25 protein-coding genes are annotated in these 19262 nt (G+C 61.3%); 22 read left to right on the forward strand and 3 right to left on the reverse strand.

The genetic code is table 11. The features are described from left to right. Positions 1-64 precede the first annotated feature (64 nt). From DNA98_RS07495 to DNA98_RS07550, 13 genes are all read left to right on the forward strand, one after another. Positions 65-511, forward strand: a complete 447-nt coding sequence (locus tag DNA98_RS07495) for a hypothetical protein (protein ID WP_110528512.1) — start codon at positions 65-67, stop codon at positions 509-511. Positions 512-577: 66 nt separating this feature from the next. Further along, positions 578-1381, forward strand: coding sequence for an ArdC-like ssDNA-binding domain-containing protein (locus DNA98_RS07500; protein ID WP_110528974.1), 804 nt, complete (start codon positions 578-580; stop codon positions 1379-1381). Between the two features lie 48 nt (positions 1382-1429). Continuing rightward, on the forward strand, positions 1430-1921 hold the full coding sequence (locus tag DNA98_RS17665; RefSeq protein ID WP_146237986.1) for a hypothetical protein: 492 nt from the start codon (positions 1430-1432) through the stop codon (positions 1919-1921). 370 nt (positions 1922-2291) lie between these two features. Further along, entirely contained in the window at positions 2292-2432 is a 141-nt protein-coding gene (locus DNA98_RS17770) for a hypothetical protein (protein ID WP_158531619.1), read from the forward strand. Beyond that, positions 2432-2611: a peptidylprolyl isomerase gene (locus tag DNA98_RS07510; protein ID WP_110528518.1), complete on the forward strand. Its 180-nt coding sequence runs from the start codon at positions 2432-2434 to the stop codon at positions 2609-2611. Before DNA98_RS17770 ends, DNA98_RS07510 begins: the two co-directional genes overlap by 1 nt. A 22-nt stretch (positions 2612-2633) precedes the next feature. Beyond that, positions 2634-3029: a DUF6788 family protein gene (locus DNA98_RS07515; RefSeq protein ID WP_110528521.1), complete on the forward strand. Its 396-nt coding sequence runs from the start codon at positions 2634-2636 to the stop codon at positions 3027-3029. Positions 3030-3098: 69 nt separating this feature from the next. Next, a complete protein-coding gene (locus tag DNA98_RS07520) occupies positions 3099-3566 on the forward strand; it encodes a hypothetical protein (protein ID WP_110528525.1) in 468 nt (155 codons plus the stop codon). Positions 3567-3574: 8 nt separating this feature from the next. After that, entirely contained in the window at positions 3575-4234 is a 660-nt protein-coding gene (locus DNA98_RS07525) for a hypothetical protein (protein WP_146237987.1), read from the forward strand. 27 nt (positions 4235-4261) lie between these two features. Then, positions 4262-4489 (forward strand): hypothetical protein, encoded by a 228-nt coding sequence (locus DNA98_RS07530; RefSeq protein ID WP_110528530.1) that lies wholly within the window; start codon positions 4262-4264, stop codon positions 4487-4489. Between the two features lie 76 nt (positions 4490-4565). Then, positions 4566-4748 carry a molecular chaperone DnaJ gene (locus tag DNA98_RS07535; RefSeq protein WP_110528533.1) on the forward strand — a complete coding sequence of 61 codons (183 nt, stop codon included), beginning with the start codon at positions 4566-4568 and terminating at the stop codon, positions 4746-4748. Then, a complete protein-coding gene (locus DNA98_RS17905; RefSeq protein ID WP_199489366.1) occupies positions 4745-5176 on the forward strand; it encodes a hypothetical protein in 432 nt (143 codons plus the stop codon). Before DNA98_RS07535 ends, DNA98_RS17905 begins: the two co-directional genes overlap by 4 nt. Before the next feature lie 53 nt (positions 5177-5229). Further along, entirely contained in the window at positions 5230-5499 is a 270-nt protein-coding gene (locus DNA98_RS07545; RefSeq protein WP_110528536.1) for an SWIM zinc finger family protein, read from the forward strand. Between the two features lie 10 nt (positions 5500-5509). Beyond that, entirely contained in the window at positions 5510-5725 is a 216-nt protein-coding gene (locus DNA98_RS07550; protein ID WP_110528538.1) for a hypothetical protein, read from the forward strand. Between the two features lie 136 nt (positions 5726-5861). Here DNA98_RS07550 and DNA98_RS07560 read toward each other — a convergent pair whose 3' ends face one another. Together DNA98_RS07560 and DNA98_RS07565 are read right to left on the reverse strand one after the other, a co-directional pair. Further along, positions 5862-6710, reverse strand: a complete 849-nt coding sequence (locus DNA98_RS07560; RefSeq protein WP_110528541.1) for an IS3 family transposase — start codon at positions 6708-6710, stop codon at positions 5862-5864. Further along, positions 6707-6994 carry a transposase gene (locus tag DNA98_RS07565; RefSeq protein WP_110528544.1) on the reverse strand — a complete coding sequence of 96 codons (288 nt, stop codon included), beginning with the start codon at positions 6992-6994 and terminating at the stop codon, positions 6707-6709. Before DNA98_RS07565 ends, DNA98_RS07560 begins: the two co-directional genes overlap by 4 nt. A gap of 148 nt (positions 6995-7142) precedes the next feature. Here DNA98_RS07565 and DNA98_RS07575 point away from each other — a divergent pair, with 148 nt between their 5' ends. The 7 genes from DNA98_RS07575 (at position 7143) to DNA98_RS07605 (ending at position 15908) form a co-directional block, all read left to right on the forward strand. Continuing rightward, positions 7143-7349 (forward strand): hypothetical protein, encoded by a 207-nt coding sequence (locus tag DNA98_RS07575; protein WP_110528546.1) that lies wholly within the window; start codon positions 7143-7145, stop codon positions 7347-7349. 60 nt (positions 7350-7409) lie between these two features. Next, a complete protein-coding gene (locus DNA98_RS07580) occupies positions 7410-7925 on the forward strand; it encodes a Rad52/Rad22 family DNA repair protein (RefSeq protein WP_110528549.1) in 516 nt (171 codons plus the stop codon). A 171-nt stretch (positions 7926-8096) separates the two neighbouring features. Beyond that, entirely contained in the window at positions 8097-9050 is a 954-nt protein-coding gene (locus DNA98_RS07585; protein WP_110528552.1) for a DNA cytosine methyltransferase, read from the forward strand. Beyond that, positions 9040-9702, forward strand: a complete 663-nt coding sequence (locus DNA98_RS07590; RefSeq protein WP_110528555.1) for a DNA-binding protein — start codon at positions 9040-9042, stop codon at positions 9700-9702. The genes DNA98_RS07585 and DNA98_RS07590 overlap by 11 nt, the downstream gene beginning before the upstream one ends. After that, positions 9686-13585 carry a DISARM system helicase DrmA gene (gene drmA, locus DNA98_RS07595; RefSeq protein ID WP_158531620.1) on the forward strand — a complete coding sequence of 1300 codons (3900 nt, stop codon included), beginning with the start codon at positions 9686-9688 and terminating at the stop codon, positions 13583-13585. The genes DNA98_RS07590 and drmA overlap by 17 nt, the downstream gene beginning before the upstream one ends. Then, entirely contained in the window at positions 13585-15438 is a 1854-nt protein-coding gene (drmB, locus tag DNA98_RS07600; RefSeq protein ID WP_110528561.1) for a DUF1998 domain-containing protein, read from the forward strand. Before drmA ends, drmB begins: the two co-directional genes overlap by 1 nt. A gap of 8 nt (positions 15439-15446) precedes the next feature. Continuing rightward, the gene (locus DNA98_RS07605) at positions 15447-15908 is read left to right on the forward strand and encodes a phospholipase D family protein (RefSeq protein WP_110528564.1); all 462 of its coding nucleotides are present in this window, start codon (positions 15447-15449) and stop codon (positions 15906-15908) included. An 85-nt stretch (positions 15909-15993) separates the two neighbouring features. Here DNA98_RS07605 and DNA98_RS07610 read toward each other — a convergent pair whose 3' ends face one another. After that, the gene (locus DNA98_RS07610; RefSeq protein WP_110528567.1) at positions 15994-16743 is read right to left on the reverse strand and encodes a tyrosine-type recombinase/integrase; all 750 of its coding nucleotides are present in this window, start codon (positions 16741-16743) and stop codon (positions 15994-15996) included. A 632-nt stretch (positions 16744-17375) separates the two neighbouring features. Between DNA98_RS07610 and DNA98_RS07615 the strand changes: the two genes are divergently transcribed. Both DNA98_RS07615 and DNA98_RS07620 read left to right on the forward strand, forming a co-directional pair. Further along, positions 17376-18182: an IclR family transcriptional regulator gene (locus DNA98_RS07615; protein WP_110528570.1), complete on the forward strand. Its 807-nt coding sequence runs from the start codon at positions 17376-17378 to the stop codon at positions 18180-18182. Next, positions 18179-19213, forward strand: coding sequence for an ABC transporter substrate-binding protein (locus tag DNA98_RS07620; RefSeq protein ID WP_110528573.1), 1035 nt, complete (start codon positions 18179-18181; stop codon positions 19211-19213). The genes DNA98_RS07615 and DNA98_RS07620 overlap by 4 nt, the downstream gene beginning before the upstream one ends. Positions 19214-19262: the final 49 nt, after the last annotated feature.

The raw sequence follows: 19262 nt of genomic DNA on the forward strand, positions 1-19262 counted from the left end.
GCGTCCTTCTCTGCCTCTCAGGGAATGTCCTTTTCTCTGAGGGGTTCTTTTTTTGGAGGTGGCGATGAAGGTTCTCTCTTATCCCAGGTTCCCCTACCCCAACTTCTGGCAGGGCCATGCCTGGTGCGATGTGGACGTGTACCGGCAGGGGCTGAACGTCCTGGTGGTGTTGCGCGACCAGGCCGACCACGGGGGCACCAGTGTGACCAACGCCCTCGAGATCGTGGCCCGGGAAGTGCGGGAACGGCTGCTGGCTCCGCAGGGGCTGGAGCGGATGACCACATACTGGATCGAGTGGAGCCGCACCGACGGGGTAGCCAGCACGGTAGTCTTCCGTCACCCGGAGCGGCTGGAAGGCCCGACCTGGCAGTACCTCTCCCCCGAGGAGTTCCAGAAAATCCTGGCGGCCTTTGAAGCCCCCGATCAGCTGGAAGCGTGGATTCGGGAGGGGTCGCTGGAACTCAAGGAGTGGGAGGACTTCGAGGGGCCGGAACTGCCCGGCGAGTGGTAGCGGTATATAGCAGAACAACCAGGGGGCGGCAGAAGCCGCCCCCCTTCTTTGGGCGAGGAGGCCAGCATGAAAGCCGACGCGCTCATGGAGAAGGTCAAGGGCTGGCTCGAAGAACTCGAGAGGGGGCTTCGGGAGGGGCACACCGGGGACTTCCTCTCCTTCCTGGAGGGGATGGGCCGCTTCCACCAGTACAGCGCCCGCAACGTGGTGCTGATCCAGATGCAGCGCCCCGGCGCCACGCTGGTGGCGGGGATCAAGCGCTGGAACGAACTGGGGCGGCGGGTGAAGAAGGGGGAGCGGGCCATCGCGATCCTGGCTCCCACCCTCAAGAAGGTGGAGGTTCTGGACGAGGGGACCGGCGAGGTGCGGGAAGAACGGCGGCTGGTGGGCTTCCACACCGCCTACGTCTTCGACATCGCTCAGACCGAGGGGAAGCCCCTCGAGTCCCCGCAGGACACGCCCGAAAGGGCGGAAGTTTACGGCCGGCTCTGCTCGAGGTGCCCGGTGCCGGTGGAGGAGCGGCTGACCGGCGGCGCGATGGGCTACACCAACGGCAAGCGGATCGTCATCTCCGCGATGCTCTCCCCCACCGCAAAAGCCGAGACCCTGCTGCACGAGTGGGCGCACACCCGGCTGCACTTCGACGGGGTGAAGCGCCCGGCGGAGGTGGAGGAGCTCGAGGCCGAGGCCACCGCCTACGCGGTGGGGCGGGGGCTGGGGCTCGAGGTGAAGGGCAGCCGCGACTACATCCTGCACTGGCAGGGCACAGTGGAAGACCTGGAACGTTCGCTCGAGCGGATCAGCCAGACCGCCAGGGAGATGCTGGTGGCCCTCGAGGGGGCCCGGCCAGCCCAGGCGGAAGCGGCCTAGAACCAGGGGGCGGGCAACCGCCCCCTGTCCTTCGTGCAGGAGGTAAACGTGAGCCACGTAGCCCGCTGGAAAAGAGAACAGGGAAGCGACCCCCTATCGGGCAGCCTGGGAGAAGCCCGGCCCCTCCCCTACCCCTCGGAACTCGAGGAGGGCAGCTGGGCCTTCCGCCACGGGGGGAGGGTCTGGTACTGCGCCCCCGAAGACCTGGAGCTCCTCCGGCCGTGGGAGGAGGGGGTGCGGGTGGGCGACCTCGAGGACGGGCGCTACCTGCTCGTGAGCGACTCGCAGGACCGCCGGGCGGTGCTGGAGAGCCTCGGCCTGGAGGAGGAAGCCTCGGAGTGGCCCCACCTCTTCGTGTGGGCGGGGGACGGGGAGTACGTGGAGGTGTGGGGCTGCCGCTTCGACGTCCCCCGGCTGGACGACCCCGCCGTGCCCCTCTTCCCCCCACAGGGACTCGAGACGCCCTCCGACGACCCGGACTGGCTCGAGGCCAAGGAGTGGGAGGACTTCGGGGGTCCCGATCTGCCCTCGGAGTGGTAGCAGAGGAGCACCAGGGGGCGGCAGGAGCCGCCCCCTAGGGAAGGGCAGGAGGTAGACCGGGAGAGAGAAGCCCAGCGTCGGTAAACCTCGACGCACTGGCCGGTAGGGCTGGCATCCCTGCCGGGCGACGCCCTCGCGATGCCGCCTGCCCTGGACTCCTTCCCACGGGAGCAACCGGGGTTGCAAGGCGGAGTGGGCTCGCGGGACGATCCCCTATCGGGACGGGCGTAGCCCGTACACCGAGGGGAATCTCGTCACCCCCAGGGTAGGGGGGCGGAGGTCCGCCCCCCGATGGGGTGGCGAGAACAGAAGAAAGCAGGGACCAGGGGGAGGCGGAAGCCTCCCCCTTTTTTTGGTTGAGGTGATCGCAATGGCGAAGAAGCAAAAGCTCAGGTTCGCAAGGGGCCACGAGTGGGGGATGGGTCGGCCCACCCAGACCCACGGCGACCAGAGGCACAAGCGGATGGGCACACGTGGGGCCCGGCTGCGGGCAGCGCTGAAGGAGGAGTAATGCAGGTGCAGCTTTCCGAGAAAGAGGCCAGGGCGCTGCTCGAGCTTTTGCAGGAACACCTGTACTACGGCTGGATCGAGGGGGAGGGCGAGTTCGGGGTGACCGCCAGCGGGCGGGTCTCCGAGGCCCTTCGGGAGCTCTACCGGCGGCTGCGGCAGGGTCAGGCCAAAGCAGCCTGATCTTGCCCCCCTGGAGGTGGGTATGAGCATAGACCTGGGGCAAGAGCGGGCGCGGGCGGTGCGGGCGCTGGAGGGGCTGCTGGGGCGCATCCAGGAGGCCGAGCGCGACCTCGAGCAGGCCCAGGCCCGGCTGGAGGGCCTGATCCCCATGCGGGTTGTCTGGAAGAAGAAGACCTGCGGCAAGGACAAATGCCGCTGCACTCGGGGAGCGCTGCACGGCCCCTACCCCTACCTGGTGGAGCACCGGGAGGGGAAGAAGCAGGAGCACTACCTCGGCAAGGGCTGGAGCCCACCGGAGGGGATGATCGCCCCGGAGCGTTTCCGGGTACTGATGGGGGAGTTCAGGGAGCGCCGGGCACAGCTGGATCGGTTGCTGGATCGTCTGGACCAGGCCATAGAGGTCATGCGGGGATGGTAGGTTTCTTGCCCCCTTATGCCGTATCCAGATGTTTCGAGGGGGCAAGAAAAATCCATCAGGAGCAAGGGCATGAAGGTCATCAAAGGCAACTTCCTCAGAGGGCTCTCCGACCCGGCGGGGGTGGTGGTGGCCTCCACCAACGGGGCCATCACCCCTGTCGGGCTGGTCATGGGGGCCGGGGCTGCGCTGGCACTGGCCGAAGAGTACCCCTGCTTGCGGCAAGCCCTGGCCCACCGGATCGAGCGGGAGGGGGTGCGGGCGGGGCGGTACTGGCGCTACGGCTTCGTGGCCGTGCGGCTGGAGGACCGCCTGTACGGGGCCTTCCAGACCAAGCTGGACTTCCGGCAGGGGGCCGACCTCGAGCTCATCGGCTACAGCGCGCGGCGGCTGGCGGCGTGGCTGGCCGAGCACCCCACCTTCAAAGTTCACCTGGCCTTCCCCGGCATTGGGTTGGGGGGGTTGGAGCCGGAGGCGGTGCTGGGGGCGCTTGCGCCCCTGGAGGGTTTTGGCGAGCGGGTCAGGCTGTACACGCTCTAGGAGGAGGTATGGGGTACACACACTACTGGCACGTAAAGGATATGCGGGCGGTAGGCGAGGCCCTGCCGTTGGTAGCCAACGACCTGAAGCAACTGCTAGCGAAGCTACCGCCCCTGGTTGGGCCGGACGGGACGGGGAAGCCCATCCTGGGGCCTGAAACGGTGGAGTTCAATGGGGTTGCACCCGATGATTACGAAACTTTCTGGCTGGACACCAACCCCAAGGACTACCTGGAAACAGAACAGGGCCTCTTCAACTGCTGCAAGACCCAGTACCGGCCCTACGACCTGGCGGTGCAGGCGGTGCTGGTGCTCCTGAAGTACCACAGCGAGTTCTTCAAAGCCGACTCGGTGACGCTCAGTTCAGACGGCAACCTGCTGGACTGGATCAAAGCGTGTCAGTTGGTAGAGGGCTTGGGCTATCCCGTTGACCCTATGTGGGCTTTGGGACGCGAGGTGTGGCAGGTCAAGACCCGAGCAGGGGCGGTTTTCTACGTCGAATGGCCCAAGCAGCCCGATAAAGACCCCGCCGAGTGGCTAGGGCAGATGCACCAGCACGGGATTATCCCGTTCGCACCACCGTTCAGCTTCCACGGCCCGCTCAAAGGCTACCCACCCGGCAAGCCCATCCAGGAAGGCTCGGGCATCTACACCACCAGGGGGCGTTAGCGCCCCCTTCCTTCTTCCGAGGTGCATATGCGAGAGATCAGCGTCCTCATCGGCGGTGCGGTGGCCCACTGCAAGGTGGTACGGGAGACGGGCAGGGTGGTCGCGTTAGGAACCCCGGCAGGGGTGGTCTGGCTGCCCCGCTGGGCCCTCATCCCCGAGGGGAGCTACTACCGGCTGTCCTGCCGCTACGCACTCAGCCCCGAGGAGTGGCGGCGGCTGGAGTCGGCGCAGTGGGTTTCGGGCTTCAGTATCTGAAATAGCCCAGTATTCCGATAGGTCATGGGTCCAGGGGGCGGCAGAAGCCGCCCCCTTTCCCCTTCCGAGGTGGGATATGCAAGAAGAAGTCTGCCCGGAGTGCGGTGGGGATGGCTACCTGATCCATGTGGGCGGCCCCGGCTACTACAGCGCCTCGTTCGGCAACTACCTGCCGAGCGAGCGGGTAGCGGAATGCCCGGTGTGCTTGGGCACCGGGGGTGTGGACCACGATGAAACTTTTGAGGAGGAAGCGGCATGAACGTGAGCGTGATGGAAGAGCTTGAACGGCATCTGGAGGAACTGGCCGGGGCCCAGATCGAACGCAACCGTGCTAAGGAGGCGCTGGAACTCGCCCGGGCCCGGGCGCTGCTCTCGGGAGCCATCGGTGGTAAAAACGCTGAGGAGCGCGAAGCCCAGGCCCGCAGCACCCTGCAGGAGGCGTACCGGGCCCTCGAGGCTGCTGAAGAACGACTGATCTGGGCCAGGGCCCGAGCCGAAACCGCCAGGGCGCGGTTTGAACTGGCAAAGGAGGGGAAGCTAAGCCTGGCGGAAGAGAAGGCCCGGCTCGAGGCCCGCCTGCTGGAGGTCGAGGAAGTCCTTTCCATCGAGCGGGCCGAGATGAGGGAGGTCGAGCTAACCCGGCAGTTCCTTGAGGAGTACGAGAACCAGGACGAACGGGGCAGATAGAGGCCAGGGGGCGGCGGGTGCCGCCCCAGCTCTTTTGGTGAAAGGAGGAGGGCGTGAACAAAATAGAGAGGATCACAGGCTTTATCAACCGGTTGGAGCGGGCCGAGGCCCTCCTGCTGGAGGGTCGGATTCACCGGGTGGAGGGGCTGCCCCAGGTGTACGTGGTGCGGGGGAGCGAGCATTACCTGGTGGACCTCGAGGCCGGCACCTGCACCTGCCCGGACGCGGGCAAGGGGAACACCTGCAAGCACCTGCTGGCGGCGGTGCTGCTGGAGCGGGCCGAGCACAAGGCCCGAAAAGAAGTCCAGGCCAAAGCCGCCTGAAGGAGGAGCTATGTGGATCCAACACAAGGACCGGCTGTACAACACCGACCAGCTGAGCAGGATCGAGCAGAAAGGGGACGCGCTGTACTTCTACTACGGGGAGCGCTACTACACCACGTTCCTGGATACCCCGGAAAAAGCGCGGGAGGCTTTCTCGTGCATCGTTGCCCGTTTGGGGGGTAAGGAGGAGGTGCTGAGGCTCGAGGACCTCGGGTCCGGGGGCTGAAAGGGGGGGCGGCAGGAGCCGCCCCGCTTTTTTTCGAGGTGATTGAAATGCGTGAAGAACTCTGTCCAGACTGTCAGGGCAACGGCTACGTCGAGTACATCGCAGGAAGCTACTTCAGCGCTTTGTAGTGCTTCACCTAAACGATACCAGTTTCCTGAGCTGACCGGATAACCTCCAGTGGGGTCTTGTAATCCAACGCCTGGTGCGGACGCCGGGTGTTGTAATCCTCGCGGAAGCTTTCCAGCACTCTATTTAGCTCATCCAGACTCTCCACCTCCTCGTACTGTAAGTATTCCTCCTTGAGGGTGCGGTGAAAGCGTTCTACTCGACCCATGCCCTGGGGCTTACCTACCGCAGATAAGGTTTGACCACAGCAGCTAGCCTCCAGAAACTCGGTGAAGGCGTTGGCCTTGAAAGCTGTGCCCTGGTCGCTCTTGACCTCGATGCCTTGAGTGGGGAGCTTGAGCTGCTCAGCCTGAAGAATGGCTTGGCTCAGGGCATTGCTCGCCGCCTGGGCATCTTCGGTCAGGGTGGCTACTGCCGCCAGGCAGTAGCGGCTCTGATACTCGATCACGTTGCAAAGCCTGGCTTTACCCCACCTGGTAAAGTCCAAACCCACGGTCAAACCCATACGCTCGGGTCGTGGGGGTGGGCTGTAGCGGTAACCCCTGCGTCTAGGGCTTTGTTGCAGCTGCCCAAAGCGCTTCATCAGGCGATAGACCGTGCTGGGGCTGGCCGAGATGCCCTCCCGGGCCAACAAGGCCCACACTCGGCGGTAGCCATAGCGGGGATGTTGTTCGGCGTAGTTACTCACCTCCTGGACGATCTGTTGCTGCGCTGGGCAAGAACGGGCCTGGCTACCCTGTTTTCGGCGGTAGTAGGTGGCCTTGGCTATCCCAGCCAGTTTCAAGAAACGATTCACCCCCAATCCCAACTCTCCTCGCACTTGCTCCATCCGCTCGAAGCTCAGGCTGCCCTCACTCAAAGACCCTTGAGTTTTTTTTGGATCTCCAGCTTCAGCACCGTTTCGGCCAGGGCCTCCTTGAGCTGGCGGTTCTCCGTCTCCAGGGCAGTCAACCCCTCATCTTTGCGCCCTGCCAGACCGGCTTTACCTCCTTCCAGAAAGCGTTCCTTCCACTTGTTGAGGCTGTTCTCGGTGGTGCCATACCTGCGGCACAACTCAGCCGCGCTAGCCTCACCCCGCAGCAAGCTCAACACGATGGTTACCTTTTCTTCCACGCTGCGTTCCTTTGGCTTGAGCTTTCCCATACTTCACCTCGGCTTGCCACCATCTTAGGTGGTCTCGCTTTTGTGAAGCACTACACTTCTTTCGGCAACTACCTGCCCCGCGAGCGGATAGCGCGGTGCAGGGTGTGCGGCGGTAGCGGATATGTGGCAGAGCGAGGGGAGGTGTGCGATGAAGGCGAAGCGGTTTTTGAAGAAGGTGGGTCGGCTTGAGCTTTCCTACCTGCCCGAAGCCCCGGATCACGGCCTGAGCGAACTGGCGGTGGTGCTGCCCGATAGCCGCCGCTACGTGGTGGTGGCGGTAGGGGAGCAGGCCGAGAGCCTGTTTGCCTGCCCGGACGAAGACCGGCTGCGGGCCCTGGCTGAGAAGGGGGCCTGACGCCCCAACCCGGGGGCGGCAAAAGCCGCCCCGCTTCTTTGAGCGAAAGGAGGAAGCAACATGAACCCATTGGAAATCCTGACGGCACCCCTGACCAGCGATGAGATCGAGTGGAAGGTCATCGCCAGCAAGAACGGCCAGACCACCCTGGCCCCCTACATCGACGCGAGGGCGGTCATGACCCGCCTGGACCGGGCCTTTGGGGCCTTCGGCTGGAGCGTGCGCTACACCCCGGCCCAGGTAGGGTCCGAGCACGGGGTCATCGCCAGCATCGCCATCCGTAACCCCGAGACCGGGGAGTGGGTGGAGAAGCAGGACGGGAGCGGGGCCAGCGACATGGAGCCCTTCAAGGGGGGGATCAGCGGGGCTTTGAAAAGAGCCGCCACCGCCTGGGGGATCGGGCGGGAGCTCTACACCTACCCCCGGGTGATCGTGGAGGGGGAGCACCGCTTCATCCCCTTCAAGGTGCTGGACCGGCTGAAGGGGCTGCCCAGGGCCGTTGCGGAGGGTAAGCCTCTACCGGAGGTCATCCGGCTCAACGCGGAGGGGGAGAGTGTGCGGAAGGGGGGTGGGTAGAGGGCACCCTACCCCTTCATGCCCTGCTTTGGTATCCCCTGATACCGCCATTACCGGGTACCGTCCAACCGCCCTTATTCGTCCTAAACTTCTGGTCGTGATGCCAGAACCAATCGCTATTCAGTAGCTGAGTTTTAGGTGGAAGATAAGGTTATTCTGGGTACAGATGCTATGAAGGTCATCGATCTTTTTTGTGGCATGGGTGGCCTGGCGCTGGGATTCGCCAGAAACGGCTTTGAGGTCACCGGTTATGACAGCTACCGCCGGGTAGGAGAGATCCTGGAACTCAACGCCATCGGCAAAGCGGAAGTGAAAGATCTTTCCCTTCAGGGGCAGGTTTCCCGTCCCTTATCAGTTGAGCCACTGGTGGTCACGGGAGGGCCACCCTGTCGGCCCTGGAGTAACGTTAACCGGCGACCGGATCGTTACCGGCAAGCTCACAGAGACTATGCATTGCTCGAAAGCTACTTCCGCTACGTAAGGAAGCTGCAGCCAGAGGCTTTTTTGATGGAGAATGTCCTCCCCGTCAGCACCGACGCCACCTTCCTGCGCTGGAAAAACTCACTGGCGAGACTGTACTGGATTGAATCCGGGCCGATCCGTTACTCCGACTTCGGGGCCGCTACTTCCCGCCAACGGTTCTTCGTGGTGGGCTTTCGCCGGGGGCGGCGGGTAAACCTCGCAAAGGAGTTCTTTGAGCGACTCGATAACCACCGGGCTCCCGCCCAGACGGTAGCCCAGGCCCTGGAATACCTGCTGCCGCTGGGCTATGGAGAAATGGCTGACCACCACTGGCCGAACTTCAGAACCATCAACAACTACCTCGACAAATACTCGGAGAATCGCTTTGGCTGGTACAGGCTGGACCCCGATCGCCCCGCTCCCTCATTTGGCAGCGTGATGAAGACCTATATCCTCCATCCCTACGCCGGGAATGGCCACGGGATACCTCAGAGGGTCATCTCGGTTAGAGAGGCCATGTCGATCATGGGTTTTGACAAAGAATTCCGCTTCCCTGAACCCATGGGTATGAAGCATCGCTATCAGATGGTGGCGGACGCCGTGAGCCCTGTGTTCTCCAGCGTGGCAGCCAGGGTCATGCGGGAACTCCTGTATGAACTCTAGCAGCACCATCCATCAGCTTCGGGAGACCCTTATTGAATGGGGTCGCGACAACCTGAGGGTCTATCCCTGGAGGGAGACCCGGGAACCCTACCACATACTGCTCGCTGAGGTGCTGCTCCACCGCACACGAGCTGACCAGGTGGTGCCGATCTACCACAGGGTTCTGGAGCGCTACCCTACCGTCCACGCCCTGGCCGCAGCCCAGCTTGAAGACCTGGCTGACCTGCTCCGGTCACTGGGTCTGCACTGGCGGGTACCCCTACTACTTGAGATGGCACGGGAAGTGGTAAGTCGTTTTGGCGGTGACATTCCCGCCAGCGTGGAAATGCTCAGGACACTGCCCGGGATCGGCCTGTACATTGCTGCCGCAACGTCCTGTTTCGCCTTTGATCGGCCCGAGCCAATCCTGGATACCAACACCGTACGCGTGCTTGGCAGGCTTTTCCGGCTGGATGTTCAGGAGTCTTCACGCAAAAGCAGAAAATTTCGCACAATAATGGCAGAGCTGCTGGACAGAGACCGACCGAGGCTATTCAACCTCGCCCTGCTCGACCTTGCGGCTCTTATCTGCACCCCCGCCATGCCTGCGTGTCATCGATGCCCGCTGCAATCCATCTGTCTTTATGGGAGCCAGTATGCCACTGCGAAGTGAACTTGTATCGGAAGTTGTGTGTGATCTTCTCGGCCCCAGGAAAGGGGTGAGGGAAACCCTGGACGAAAGTCCGCTGGGCGAGTACATCACTGGCGTTTTGCAACCTGCAGACCTCACTGCTCAGATTCGCGACCTGGACACCGAGGCGGAGACCCCTGAGGAAGATTCCGAAGCCGGTGAGGAGGATCGGGACGGTGACCTAGACTCTGTCGCCCCGGTCTTTTCACCGGCTCTTGATCCGAAGAGCCGTCCCTCGGTGCTTGGCCTCTCTTTTGAGGTGGCGGGGGCCCTGCCCCTCAAACTGAGTTTCTGCGTGACCTGGGCACGTTACTTCGAAATCAACCAGGGCGGCCGTCGTAACTGGAGCCGCCGGCCCCGTGTCTGGATCGCCGATTCGGTTGAGGTGAGCAACGGGTTAACGCTGTGGCTGGATGAATCCGGCCGCGCAAGCTCGGAAAGGCAGACGACAAGCGAGCTTTCGCTTCACCTTCGCCTCATCCGGGAGGGTGAGGGGGTAAGGATATGGCTGCAGCTCGTCAATCGCATACCGCCGGCCGACAAAGAAGTGCTTTCGGCAGCAGAGTGCATCTATCAACCCTCAGTACGGATACTGCTGGGGGAACGTATCCGCCTCATGCCCATGCGTTCGCAGGGGGAAGCAGAGGAGGGCAGGCTCGAATTTCTCTATCGAAACCGTCCGGCCTATGCACGCGGCCACCTGTGCTCCGCTATCTGGCGTGAGATAGACCCCGAGCGACCCTTCGGCAGTCCAGGCAGGAAAACCAGTTTTACCTGGCCTGATGGCGAACTTCTCGATGAGCATGACCGTGAGCGATTCCTGGCTCCGGATGTTCGTTCCGAGTTCATACCGATGTATGCTCTGCAGGCTCCGAGCTGGGAATGGGAGGAAAGGTACGGGCGGGCTCCGGAACTCGACGCCGCTGTGCTCTCACGCTCGTGCGAAGTCCAGCATCTGGTACCCATGCTCGAGCCCCTGGTGCACGGTTATGAGAAGTGGATTGATGAGTGTTCTGCCCGGGCTGTGGCATTCGAGGGACGGGATGCAACAGCCGCCCAGGAGCTTCTCGAAGAGGCGAAGCAGGTGCTGCACAGGATGAGGCGCGGCCTCGAGGTGCTGCGCAGCGATCCGGATGCCCGCCTGGCCTTCTGCTTTGCCAACCGGGTGATGTGGCAGCAGGCTTCCTGGAAACAGCCGGGTGGGGCTGGCACTTTGCGCTGGCGACCCTTCCAGCTCGGGTTCATGCTCTCGATCCTGGAGTCGGTGGTGAACCCTGGATCCGACGACAGAACCGTCTGTGATCTGCTGTGGGTTCCCACCGGAGGCGGGAAGACCGAGGCATATCTTGCCATGGCTGCGTTCACCATGGCTTATAGAAGGCGGCGTGCCCTGCGCCAGAATAGTGGAGGCCATTCGGGTGCGGGTACAGCCGTAATCTCGCGATATACCCTCAAGCTGCTTACCCTCCAGCAGTACCGCCGCGCCCTGGCGATGGTTACGGCCTGCGAGTTCCTGCGCGTCCAGGGACTCGAGAGGGGGCAGGCAGGGTGGAGACCGGAGGGTTGCACGGACACCTCGAACTTCATCTGGGGAACAGCACGCTTTTCCATCGGACTGTGGGTCGGCGGAGGACTGACCCCCAATCGACTTAACGATTTCCGTGACCAGCGCGGAGCGATCAGCATTTTGCGCGGGGAGTATGGTCAGGGGGAGCCAGCCCAGGTGCTCAACTGCCCTGCATGCGACGCGCTGCTTGCCCTTCCCAGACGGGGTCTTCCCGCCGGTAAACATCGAGTCCACCTTGTCCTCAGGCAGTCAAAGGACGAGGTGGACCAGCATCTGCCGCATATCCACAGGATGCGCGAGGCCAGCAGCCTGACATGCACCTCTACCGCCTTACCCTCGAACCACACTGTCCTTACTCTGGATTTCACCCTGACACGATCCCTTACCCAGGCAGCGTTTGATGCCTGGTGGAAGAACGGCCCGGGGCGGACACTTACTCTCTGCCCTCTCAGCGCCGCACGACCCGGGTACTTTGCCAGGACACGGCGCAACATCAAGTCAGGAGGCGCGGAGATCCCGGTGGATTTTGAGATCTGGTGCCCTGACCCTGACTGCCCCCTGGGCAGGACACTCTGGTGCGAGAGCGCCCCGGCTGATGACTCATACTTTCTTAAGTCCACAGGAATTGCACGCAAAGGACTGAATGGGGGATATCAGCACACACGTATCGGAACAGTCGAGGTCAGGCTCCCCCATTCCGGCGCTGGCAGACTCCGCCGGGTCATCCCCCCGTGGCAGGCCCGGGGCTCAACCCTGGCTGCTTCACGTGTTCCCATTCCTGCTCAGACCGTCGATGAGCAGCTGTACGCTCACCCTCCGTCTTTACTCATTGCAACCGTGGATAAGTTCGCCCGCCTGGCCTTTGAGCCCCGTGCAGCGCGTCTGTTCGGAAACGTGGGTTATTACCACCCCTGGGATGGTTACACACTGGACCGCGAAGAGTGCTCGGCCATGGCTGACCTCGGCACAGCCTGTCAGCCCCTCGACCCACCAGAGCTCATTCTTCAGGATGAACTCCATCTGCTGGAGGGACCCCTGGGCAGTATGGTCGGGCTGTATGAGATCGCTATTGATACCCTTGCCTGCAATCAGGGCTATCCTGCGAAATACATATCCTCATCGGCGACGGTGCGAGAGGCGGGCAGCCAGATCCAGGCTATATTCAACCGCAGGCTGGCGGTCTTTCCGCCTCGCGGACTCGAGGTGGATGACCGTTTCTTCCTGCGCACTGCCGAACCCCACCCACTCGATGAATCGCGGCCAGGTCAGCTGTTCGTTGGCCTTGCCGCACCCGGCACCGGTCCGCTCAAGCCGCTCTACAGGTTATGGTCGATTCTGCTCCAGGCAGCTCATGTGCGCTCTGGCGACCCGGACTTCGACTACTTCAAAACGCTGGCAGGCTATTTCAATGCGGTACGGGAGCTCGCAGGCGTGCGTGCCCTCACCCGCCAGGATATCAAGCTGCATCTGCAGACCCTGGCGGACAGACGGGGAGAAAGTCCCCGACCGTTCGATGAGGATGGCATCCTTGAGCTTTCAAGCCGTGAAGATTCCACTGACCTGCCAGCGATTCTGGAGCGTCTGAGCAGAAGTGGTTCTGAGTCACCGGATGCCCTGCTGGCCACCTCCATGTTCGGAACGGGTGTGGATGTTTCACGGCTCTCCCTGATGGTGGTGCATGGACAGCCGAAGACAACATCCTCCTATATCCAGGCTGCCGGACGTGTTGGTCGCGCCCGTGCAGCCCTGGTGCTGACGTTTTTGCGAGCCAGTCGGCCTCGCGACCTGAGCCACTACGAATTTTTCTGTGGTTATCACCGACAGATCTATCGGCACGTTGAACCGGTGACCGTCATGCCCTTCTCTCCGGGGGCTCTGGATCTTGCGGTGGGGCCGGTTATGGTGGCGCTGCTGATCAACAGGCGCCAGACCAGCGCTCGCTGGAAAAACAACCCGGGGTACATAAAATCTTCCGATCCACTGGTTCGTGCTGACATCTCCGATCCCCCGCGAATTATCGAAGCGCGTGGACAGACCCAGCCAGAACTGCGGAGGCCGCTGCCGGGAGATGCGCAGTTATTTGCAGCTTCAGAACTCGATCGCTGGAGGATGATCGCCCGCAGCCAGGATGGATTGAAGTACTGGGAGTACTCGCCCTATGATCCACCCAGACATCCAGTGGTCCTTGGGGATCCTGCACACCAGGGAGCCGGACTGCCAGTGGTCTATGAAAATGCCCCGCAATCCCTCCGGGAAGTTGAGGAAACCATCAGCATTGATACGGGAGGAGACAGCTGATGCCCAGATATCAGGAGGTACGCCTTTCACAGCTCATTCTGCAGCTCGGGCCCGGAGCCATTGTGGAAACCACAGGGGGCCCGCGGCTGGTGCCCCTTGCTCAGCACGGACTCTTCCCTCAAGGTGTGGACCCGGATAGATTTGCCCTGGACACGCCACATCTAAAGACCATTCTGGGTGACCGCCGTGTTTTTCGGGTGCCTTCAAATGCGATGCTGGGCCGTCCAGCGCACAGGCCCCTCTATCGAACCAGGGCTTTCCCGGTGTGGAAGCTCTGCGTGAAGCACTCCATTCTTTATCCCCGAGCCTGCCCTGATTGTGAGAAATCCGGTGAACAATCACGTCGCATCGAGGCCATCCGTTTCGTGATGGCCTGCCCTGAAGGACACCTTGATGAGGTGAACTGGAATCTCCTGGTCCATTCGAAGAAACCATGCACGGAGGAGGCTGCACCGGAGTACTTCCTGTGGCGCAACCAGGGAAGCAGCCTGAGCGCCACGCTGATCAGGTGCCCGCGCTGTCACCAGCAGATCAGCCTCGGGGAGGCGTACAACCGTCCTTGGCCGTGTTCAGGCCGCTATCCAGAGCGCGAGCAGCTCGATAGTGGTCCTCAGAGGAGTGGCTGCAGCCAGCGGGCCTGGATCATTCAGCGACAGGCCACAAGCCTTCGTATTCCAGAACTGCTCACCTTCATCACCGTACCGCCACTGGAGACCCGGCTGCACCAGCTCCTGGGCCGGCCGAGAGTGAGGGAAAGCCTGGAGAGCGCCCTCGCGATGCTGGGACGGCTGAATCGATCACAGCAGCGTTTAGAAGACCCTGCAGAACAGGAATTCCAGCAGTGGCTCGGAAGTGCCTGCCCGAAAGGGCCGGGTGGGCTGCGGGATGACGAAATTGAATACATACAGCAGCAGGACTTCGGGGCCATCAGGTCTGCCGTCCGCGATCTCCTCACCCATCATCCCGCTCCCGACATGCAACGAATACTTCTGGACGAGTTTCGCGCCTTTCGGGTCGGGGCTGTGCAGGGAGTGCCTCCGAAAGTGACGACAGGTCCGACAGGACCGAAGCCCGTATCACTGCTGGAAATCAATCCGGCACGGGTAAGGGTGGTTCCGGGCGCCCGGGGCAGCATACGGTTCAGGGTGGCTCCCGTCGAGAAGCTTCACTCGGTAACTGTTCAGATCGGATACAGGAGGGCTGTTGGTCCGGCTCTTGAAGGCATACCCGGGAAGTTCGTCCCCATCGATTCCAGCTTCGAAGGGCAGACCTGGCTTCCAGGGTATAAGGCAATGGGAGAGGGCATCTTCCTGACTGCTGACGGGGACGGATGGCACCCTCCTCTCCGGGGGGCCTCTGCAGGAAAATGGCAGGAGGGCTTTGAGGAAGCGGGGCGGTTACCTGACCTGGCCGGCATTCATCCGGGAAACCATGGACGCAACGCATTGCATCCGGTCTTCGTCTGGTGGCACACGCTTTCCCACCTGCTTGTGCGAGCATTATCGGTGGAATCTGGATACAGCCTTGCATCCATCCGTGAGCGTATCTACCTTGAGGTAAATGAGGCGACCGGTCAGGCATGCGGCGGCATCCTTCTATACACATCAGGATATGGTTCAGACGGAACTCTCGGTGGATTGATCGCCCTTGTACCCAGATTTGAGCATATTCTGGCCTCGGCAATATCAATGGGGGAAACCTGCTCAGCGGATCCGCTATGTCGTGAGCACCACTTCATTCTGGGTAAGCACTCCGGCGCTGCCTGTTATGCCTGCTCGCTCATCTCTGAAACAAGTTGCGAACAGCGGAATCTATGGCTGGATCGCAACGTTCTTCTTGATAACCTACCCTGAGGCCTGAGATGCCACTCAAAGCCATCCTCGCCACTGGTGACCGTCTTGTAGGCGCGGGAGTACGTTCCTTCGAGCCGGTCATTGAGGAACTGATCGGGGCCGCCAGGTCAGAGATTCAGATTGCCGCTTACAGTTTCGACCCGTCATTTGTGCGGATTCTGGAGAATCTTGTCCACATAGGAAGAACAGGTGTCGGGATAACCATCATAACCCGCGCAATCTCAGCTCAGCATTCAAAAGTGCAGACAGCCTTGAAGAGGCTGTCTGAAGATCAAAGGGTGTTCGAATTCCCTGACTCCCCCACTGGCTGCTTGCATATGAAGGTGCTGGTGGTTGACCGTGATAACGCCATAGTTGGCTCGGCCAACTTTACTATGGGTGGTCTCGTGTCGAATCACGAGCTGGGTGTGTGGCTGACAGGACCAGAAGCATGGCAGATTGGCGCCCTTCTTGATCGACTGATTGCTTGATAGCACACAAGGTATAGCCCCTTAGTAGAAGCTTTCGGTCACGTGTACCTGGAAGGGTGTCATCCCTCTATGACTCTCCTGTCGTTCACCTCTTCGTGAACACCCGCCGGTAGCTCTCCCCCACGCTCGCCAAGGAACTCTCGGCGTAGATCTGGGTGGTCTTGGGGTCCTGGTGCCCCAGGAACTTCTGGAGCTGCTCGAGGGGCATCCCCCGGTCGAGGAGGATCTGCGCCACCGAGTGCCTGAGCAGGTGCGGGTAGACCCGCCGCTCGAGGCCCGCCTCCTTCGCGGCGGCCTGGATGAGCTTCTGGATGGCCCGGGGGGAGTAGCGCTGGTGGCGGTTGGACTCGAAGAGGTAGCCCCGGGTACGCCCCGCCAGGTGGACCCGAAGCTCCTGGGCCAGGGCGGGCAGGATCGGGACGTAGCGCACTGAGTCCTTTTTGGCCTTGTGGACGTAGAGGTGGGGGGCCTCCCCGTCGAGGTGGAGGTCCTGGGCCCGGAGAAAGACGAACTCGCTGACCCGGCACCCGGTGTAGAAGAGCGTCTTCAGCATCAGGCCGTAGACCGGCCTCCTGGCGTTCAGGCGATACGCCGCTTCCAGCAGACGGCTCACCGCTTCGGGGGAGAGCCGCTCCACCACCCGGCGGCGCTGCGCAGGCGGGGCGAGGTCCAGCATCCGGCGCACCCGCTCGACCACATACTTGCTCTGGTCATAGTCCAGGTGGGCCTTGCGCCAGAGCTTGGCGGTCTCCCGGATCACCGCTTCAAGTTCAGAGTTCGCTTTCGTTTTCTTACCGCGCACTTCGACCAGCTTGAGGGGGGTTGCGCTCTCCATGACCCCCTCAGTCTAGCCGGAAAAGTTCGCTGTATGTAGATTGTGCGAACTTACCCTACGTGACGGCTCCTCACGGCTTCGCGGTTCTTATCGACCTTGCCCTGCCCATCCCCGCAGACCCCGTCCAGGCCAAGCGGCGTAGTTCCGCGGCGATGGCTGGGTAGACCTTGTCGCCGTATCGGCAGGCGTATGGCAATGCTTCTAGTTCTGCCTTGTTGGGGCGGATGTCCCAGGTGTTCGTTGGGAGTTTCACCCCTCGAACTATCCGATGGAACCCTACTCCACACTTCAAGGTGCATGGGGAACGTTGTCCCCAAGGGGATTTTGCCGCACATCCGCCACCCACCATGTTATGTCCAACTCAAATGTACGCCCGTTGGGCGTGACCCGGACTGAAGTTCCGGGGGATTATAGCCCCCCACCCCCCTTTCTCTAAGAGGGGAGTATAGTAGACGGGGGCAAAACAAAGAGAGTAAGCAAGACAGGGACGTGATTATGCGCCCTTCCCAATATTTGACCAAGGTTTGGTATACATAGCTCCGACCTCACTCATGTTTCTCACTTGAAAAACTATATAAACTCCGTTTGTACCAAAAGTAAACCGGCGTTTCATATACGAAAAGGTAGCCTTCATGCCAAACCAGCCCTTGACACCTGCAATCCACGTAGCGGTTCGCATTCTGGATGTTCTGGCCGACTCGAGCCAGCCCCTCACCCTCTCTGAGATTAGCCGACGGGCTGAAGTACCCAAAGCTTCGGTCTATCGTGCGCTTAACTCTTTGTGTGCTGAGCGGCTGGTAGAGATGGAGAGTGGAGTGTACCGATTAGGGCCTAGAGTGCTCGAGTTCAGTGCAGCGTATTCTCGCCAGCTTGACATAGTACAGATCTTTCAGCGGGTGGCCGTTAATATTGTGCAGGAGATTGATGAGACTGTACAGATGGCCCAACTTGAGGGCAAAGAAGTAATCTTCATCGCCAAAGCTGACTGCACCAAACTGATTCGCCCGGCCACCTTTGTAGGGCGACGGGTTCCCGCTCACGCCACTGCAGTGGGGAAGGTTCTGCTCTCGGAATTGCCGGAATCTCGGTTCTTCCAGCTCTACGGTGAAGAGCAACTGCCTGCTCTAACGCCCTACACCATCACCTCCCGCCATGAACTTCGCAAGGAACTCTTACGGGTACGCGAACGGGGCTATGCCGCCACCCGGCAGGAGGGGACTCGCAATCTTTGTTGTGTGAGCGCGCCAATCCGAGACGGCTCGGGGAATGCTGTGGCTGCGTTGAGTGTGTGCATGGCCACCGAGGAGCCTGAACCCGAACGGCGTGAGCAGGCCCTGCGGTATCTGTTATGGGGTGCTAAGGAGATCTCTGCCCGGCTGGGCTGGAGCGAGCCCGCCCAAAGAGTCCTTGGAACAGTCACCAGTGGAGGAAAGCTATGAAGAGAGCTATACAGAAAGCCCTAGGGGTATTGGCCACAGTGGTGGCAATTGCGACGCTGGCCCAAGCCCAGAGCACTTCGGCCTACTGTGCCTCAGGAAAGCCCGTGAAGCTTGCCGGGATTACCTGGGAAAGCGGCCAGTTTACCACCGAGGTAGTGCGCTACATCCTCGAAAAGGGCTATGGTTGCAAGACCGAGGTAGTGCCGGGCAGTACGGCGGTGACTGAGACGGCGTTGGTCGCGGGCGACATTCAGATTTGGGGCGAGCAGTGGGAGGGAGTCAGCGCGATCGTCAACAAGGGAATCGCCGAGGGCAAGGTACGCCTGGTGGGGGATATTCTCGATGGCGGTACGGTGGAAGGCTGGTACGTGCCTGCTTATGTGGTCAAAGGCGACCCTAAGCGTAACATCAAGCCAATGGCCCCTGACTTAAAGAGCGTGACAGATCTGATCAAGTACAAATCCCTCTTCAAGGACGATGAGCGCCCTAACATGGGCCGTTTCTACAACTGTCCGGTGGGTTGGGCCTGTGAAAAGACCAACAACCAGAAACTCGTCGCCTACGGTCTGGATAAGGATTTTGTCAACTTTAAGCCAGGCAACGGTGCAGGTCTCGACGCTGCCATAGCGGGTGCTTATGAGAAGGGTCAACCCATCCTTTTCTATTACTGGGCCCCTACTGGCTTCATGGCACGCTATGACTTTGTTCGCCTTGAAGAGCCAAAATACAATGAGGCCTGCTATAAGACCCTTATCGATGAGAAAAATCCCAAGCCCTGCGGCTCTGCCACCCCATCTACCAACCTCAGGTTTGGAGTCTCCAACACTCTGCCCGCGAACGACGCGATCAATGCGCTGCTCACGAAGGTGCAGTTCCCGTTAGCTTTCTTCAACAAGGTGATCTCCGAGATCAGCGACGCTAAAAAGCCGGTTGCTCAAGTAGCCAGAGAGTTTCTGGTAGAGCAGCAGGCTATGTGGACCAAGTGGGTTCCGGCAGATGTGGCAGCCAAGGTGCAGGCTAGCCTGAAATAGCAACGCTAACCGCGGGTAGCCGATAGCCCTGGCTACCCGCAAAAGGTGA

It is taken from the genome of Meiothermus sp. Pnk-1 (genome assembly GCF_003226535.1).
Taxonomy (GTDB): domain Bacteria; phylum Deinococcota; class Deinococci; order Deinococcales; family Thermaceae; genus Allomeiothermus.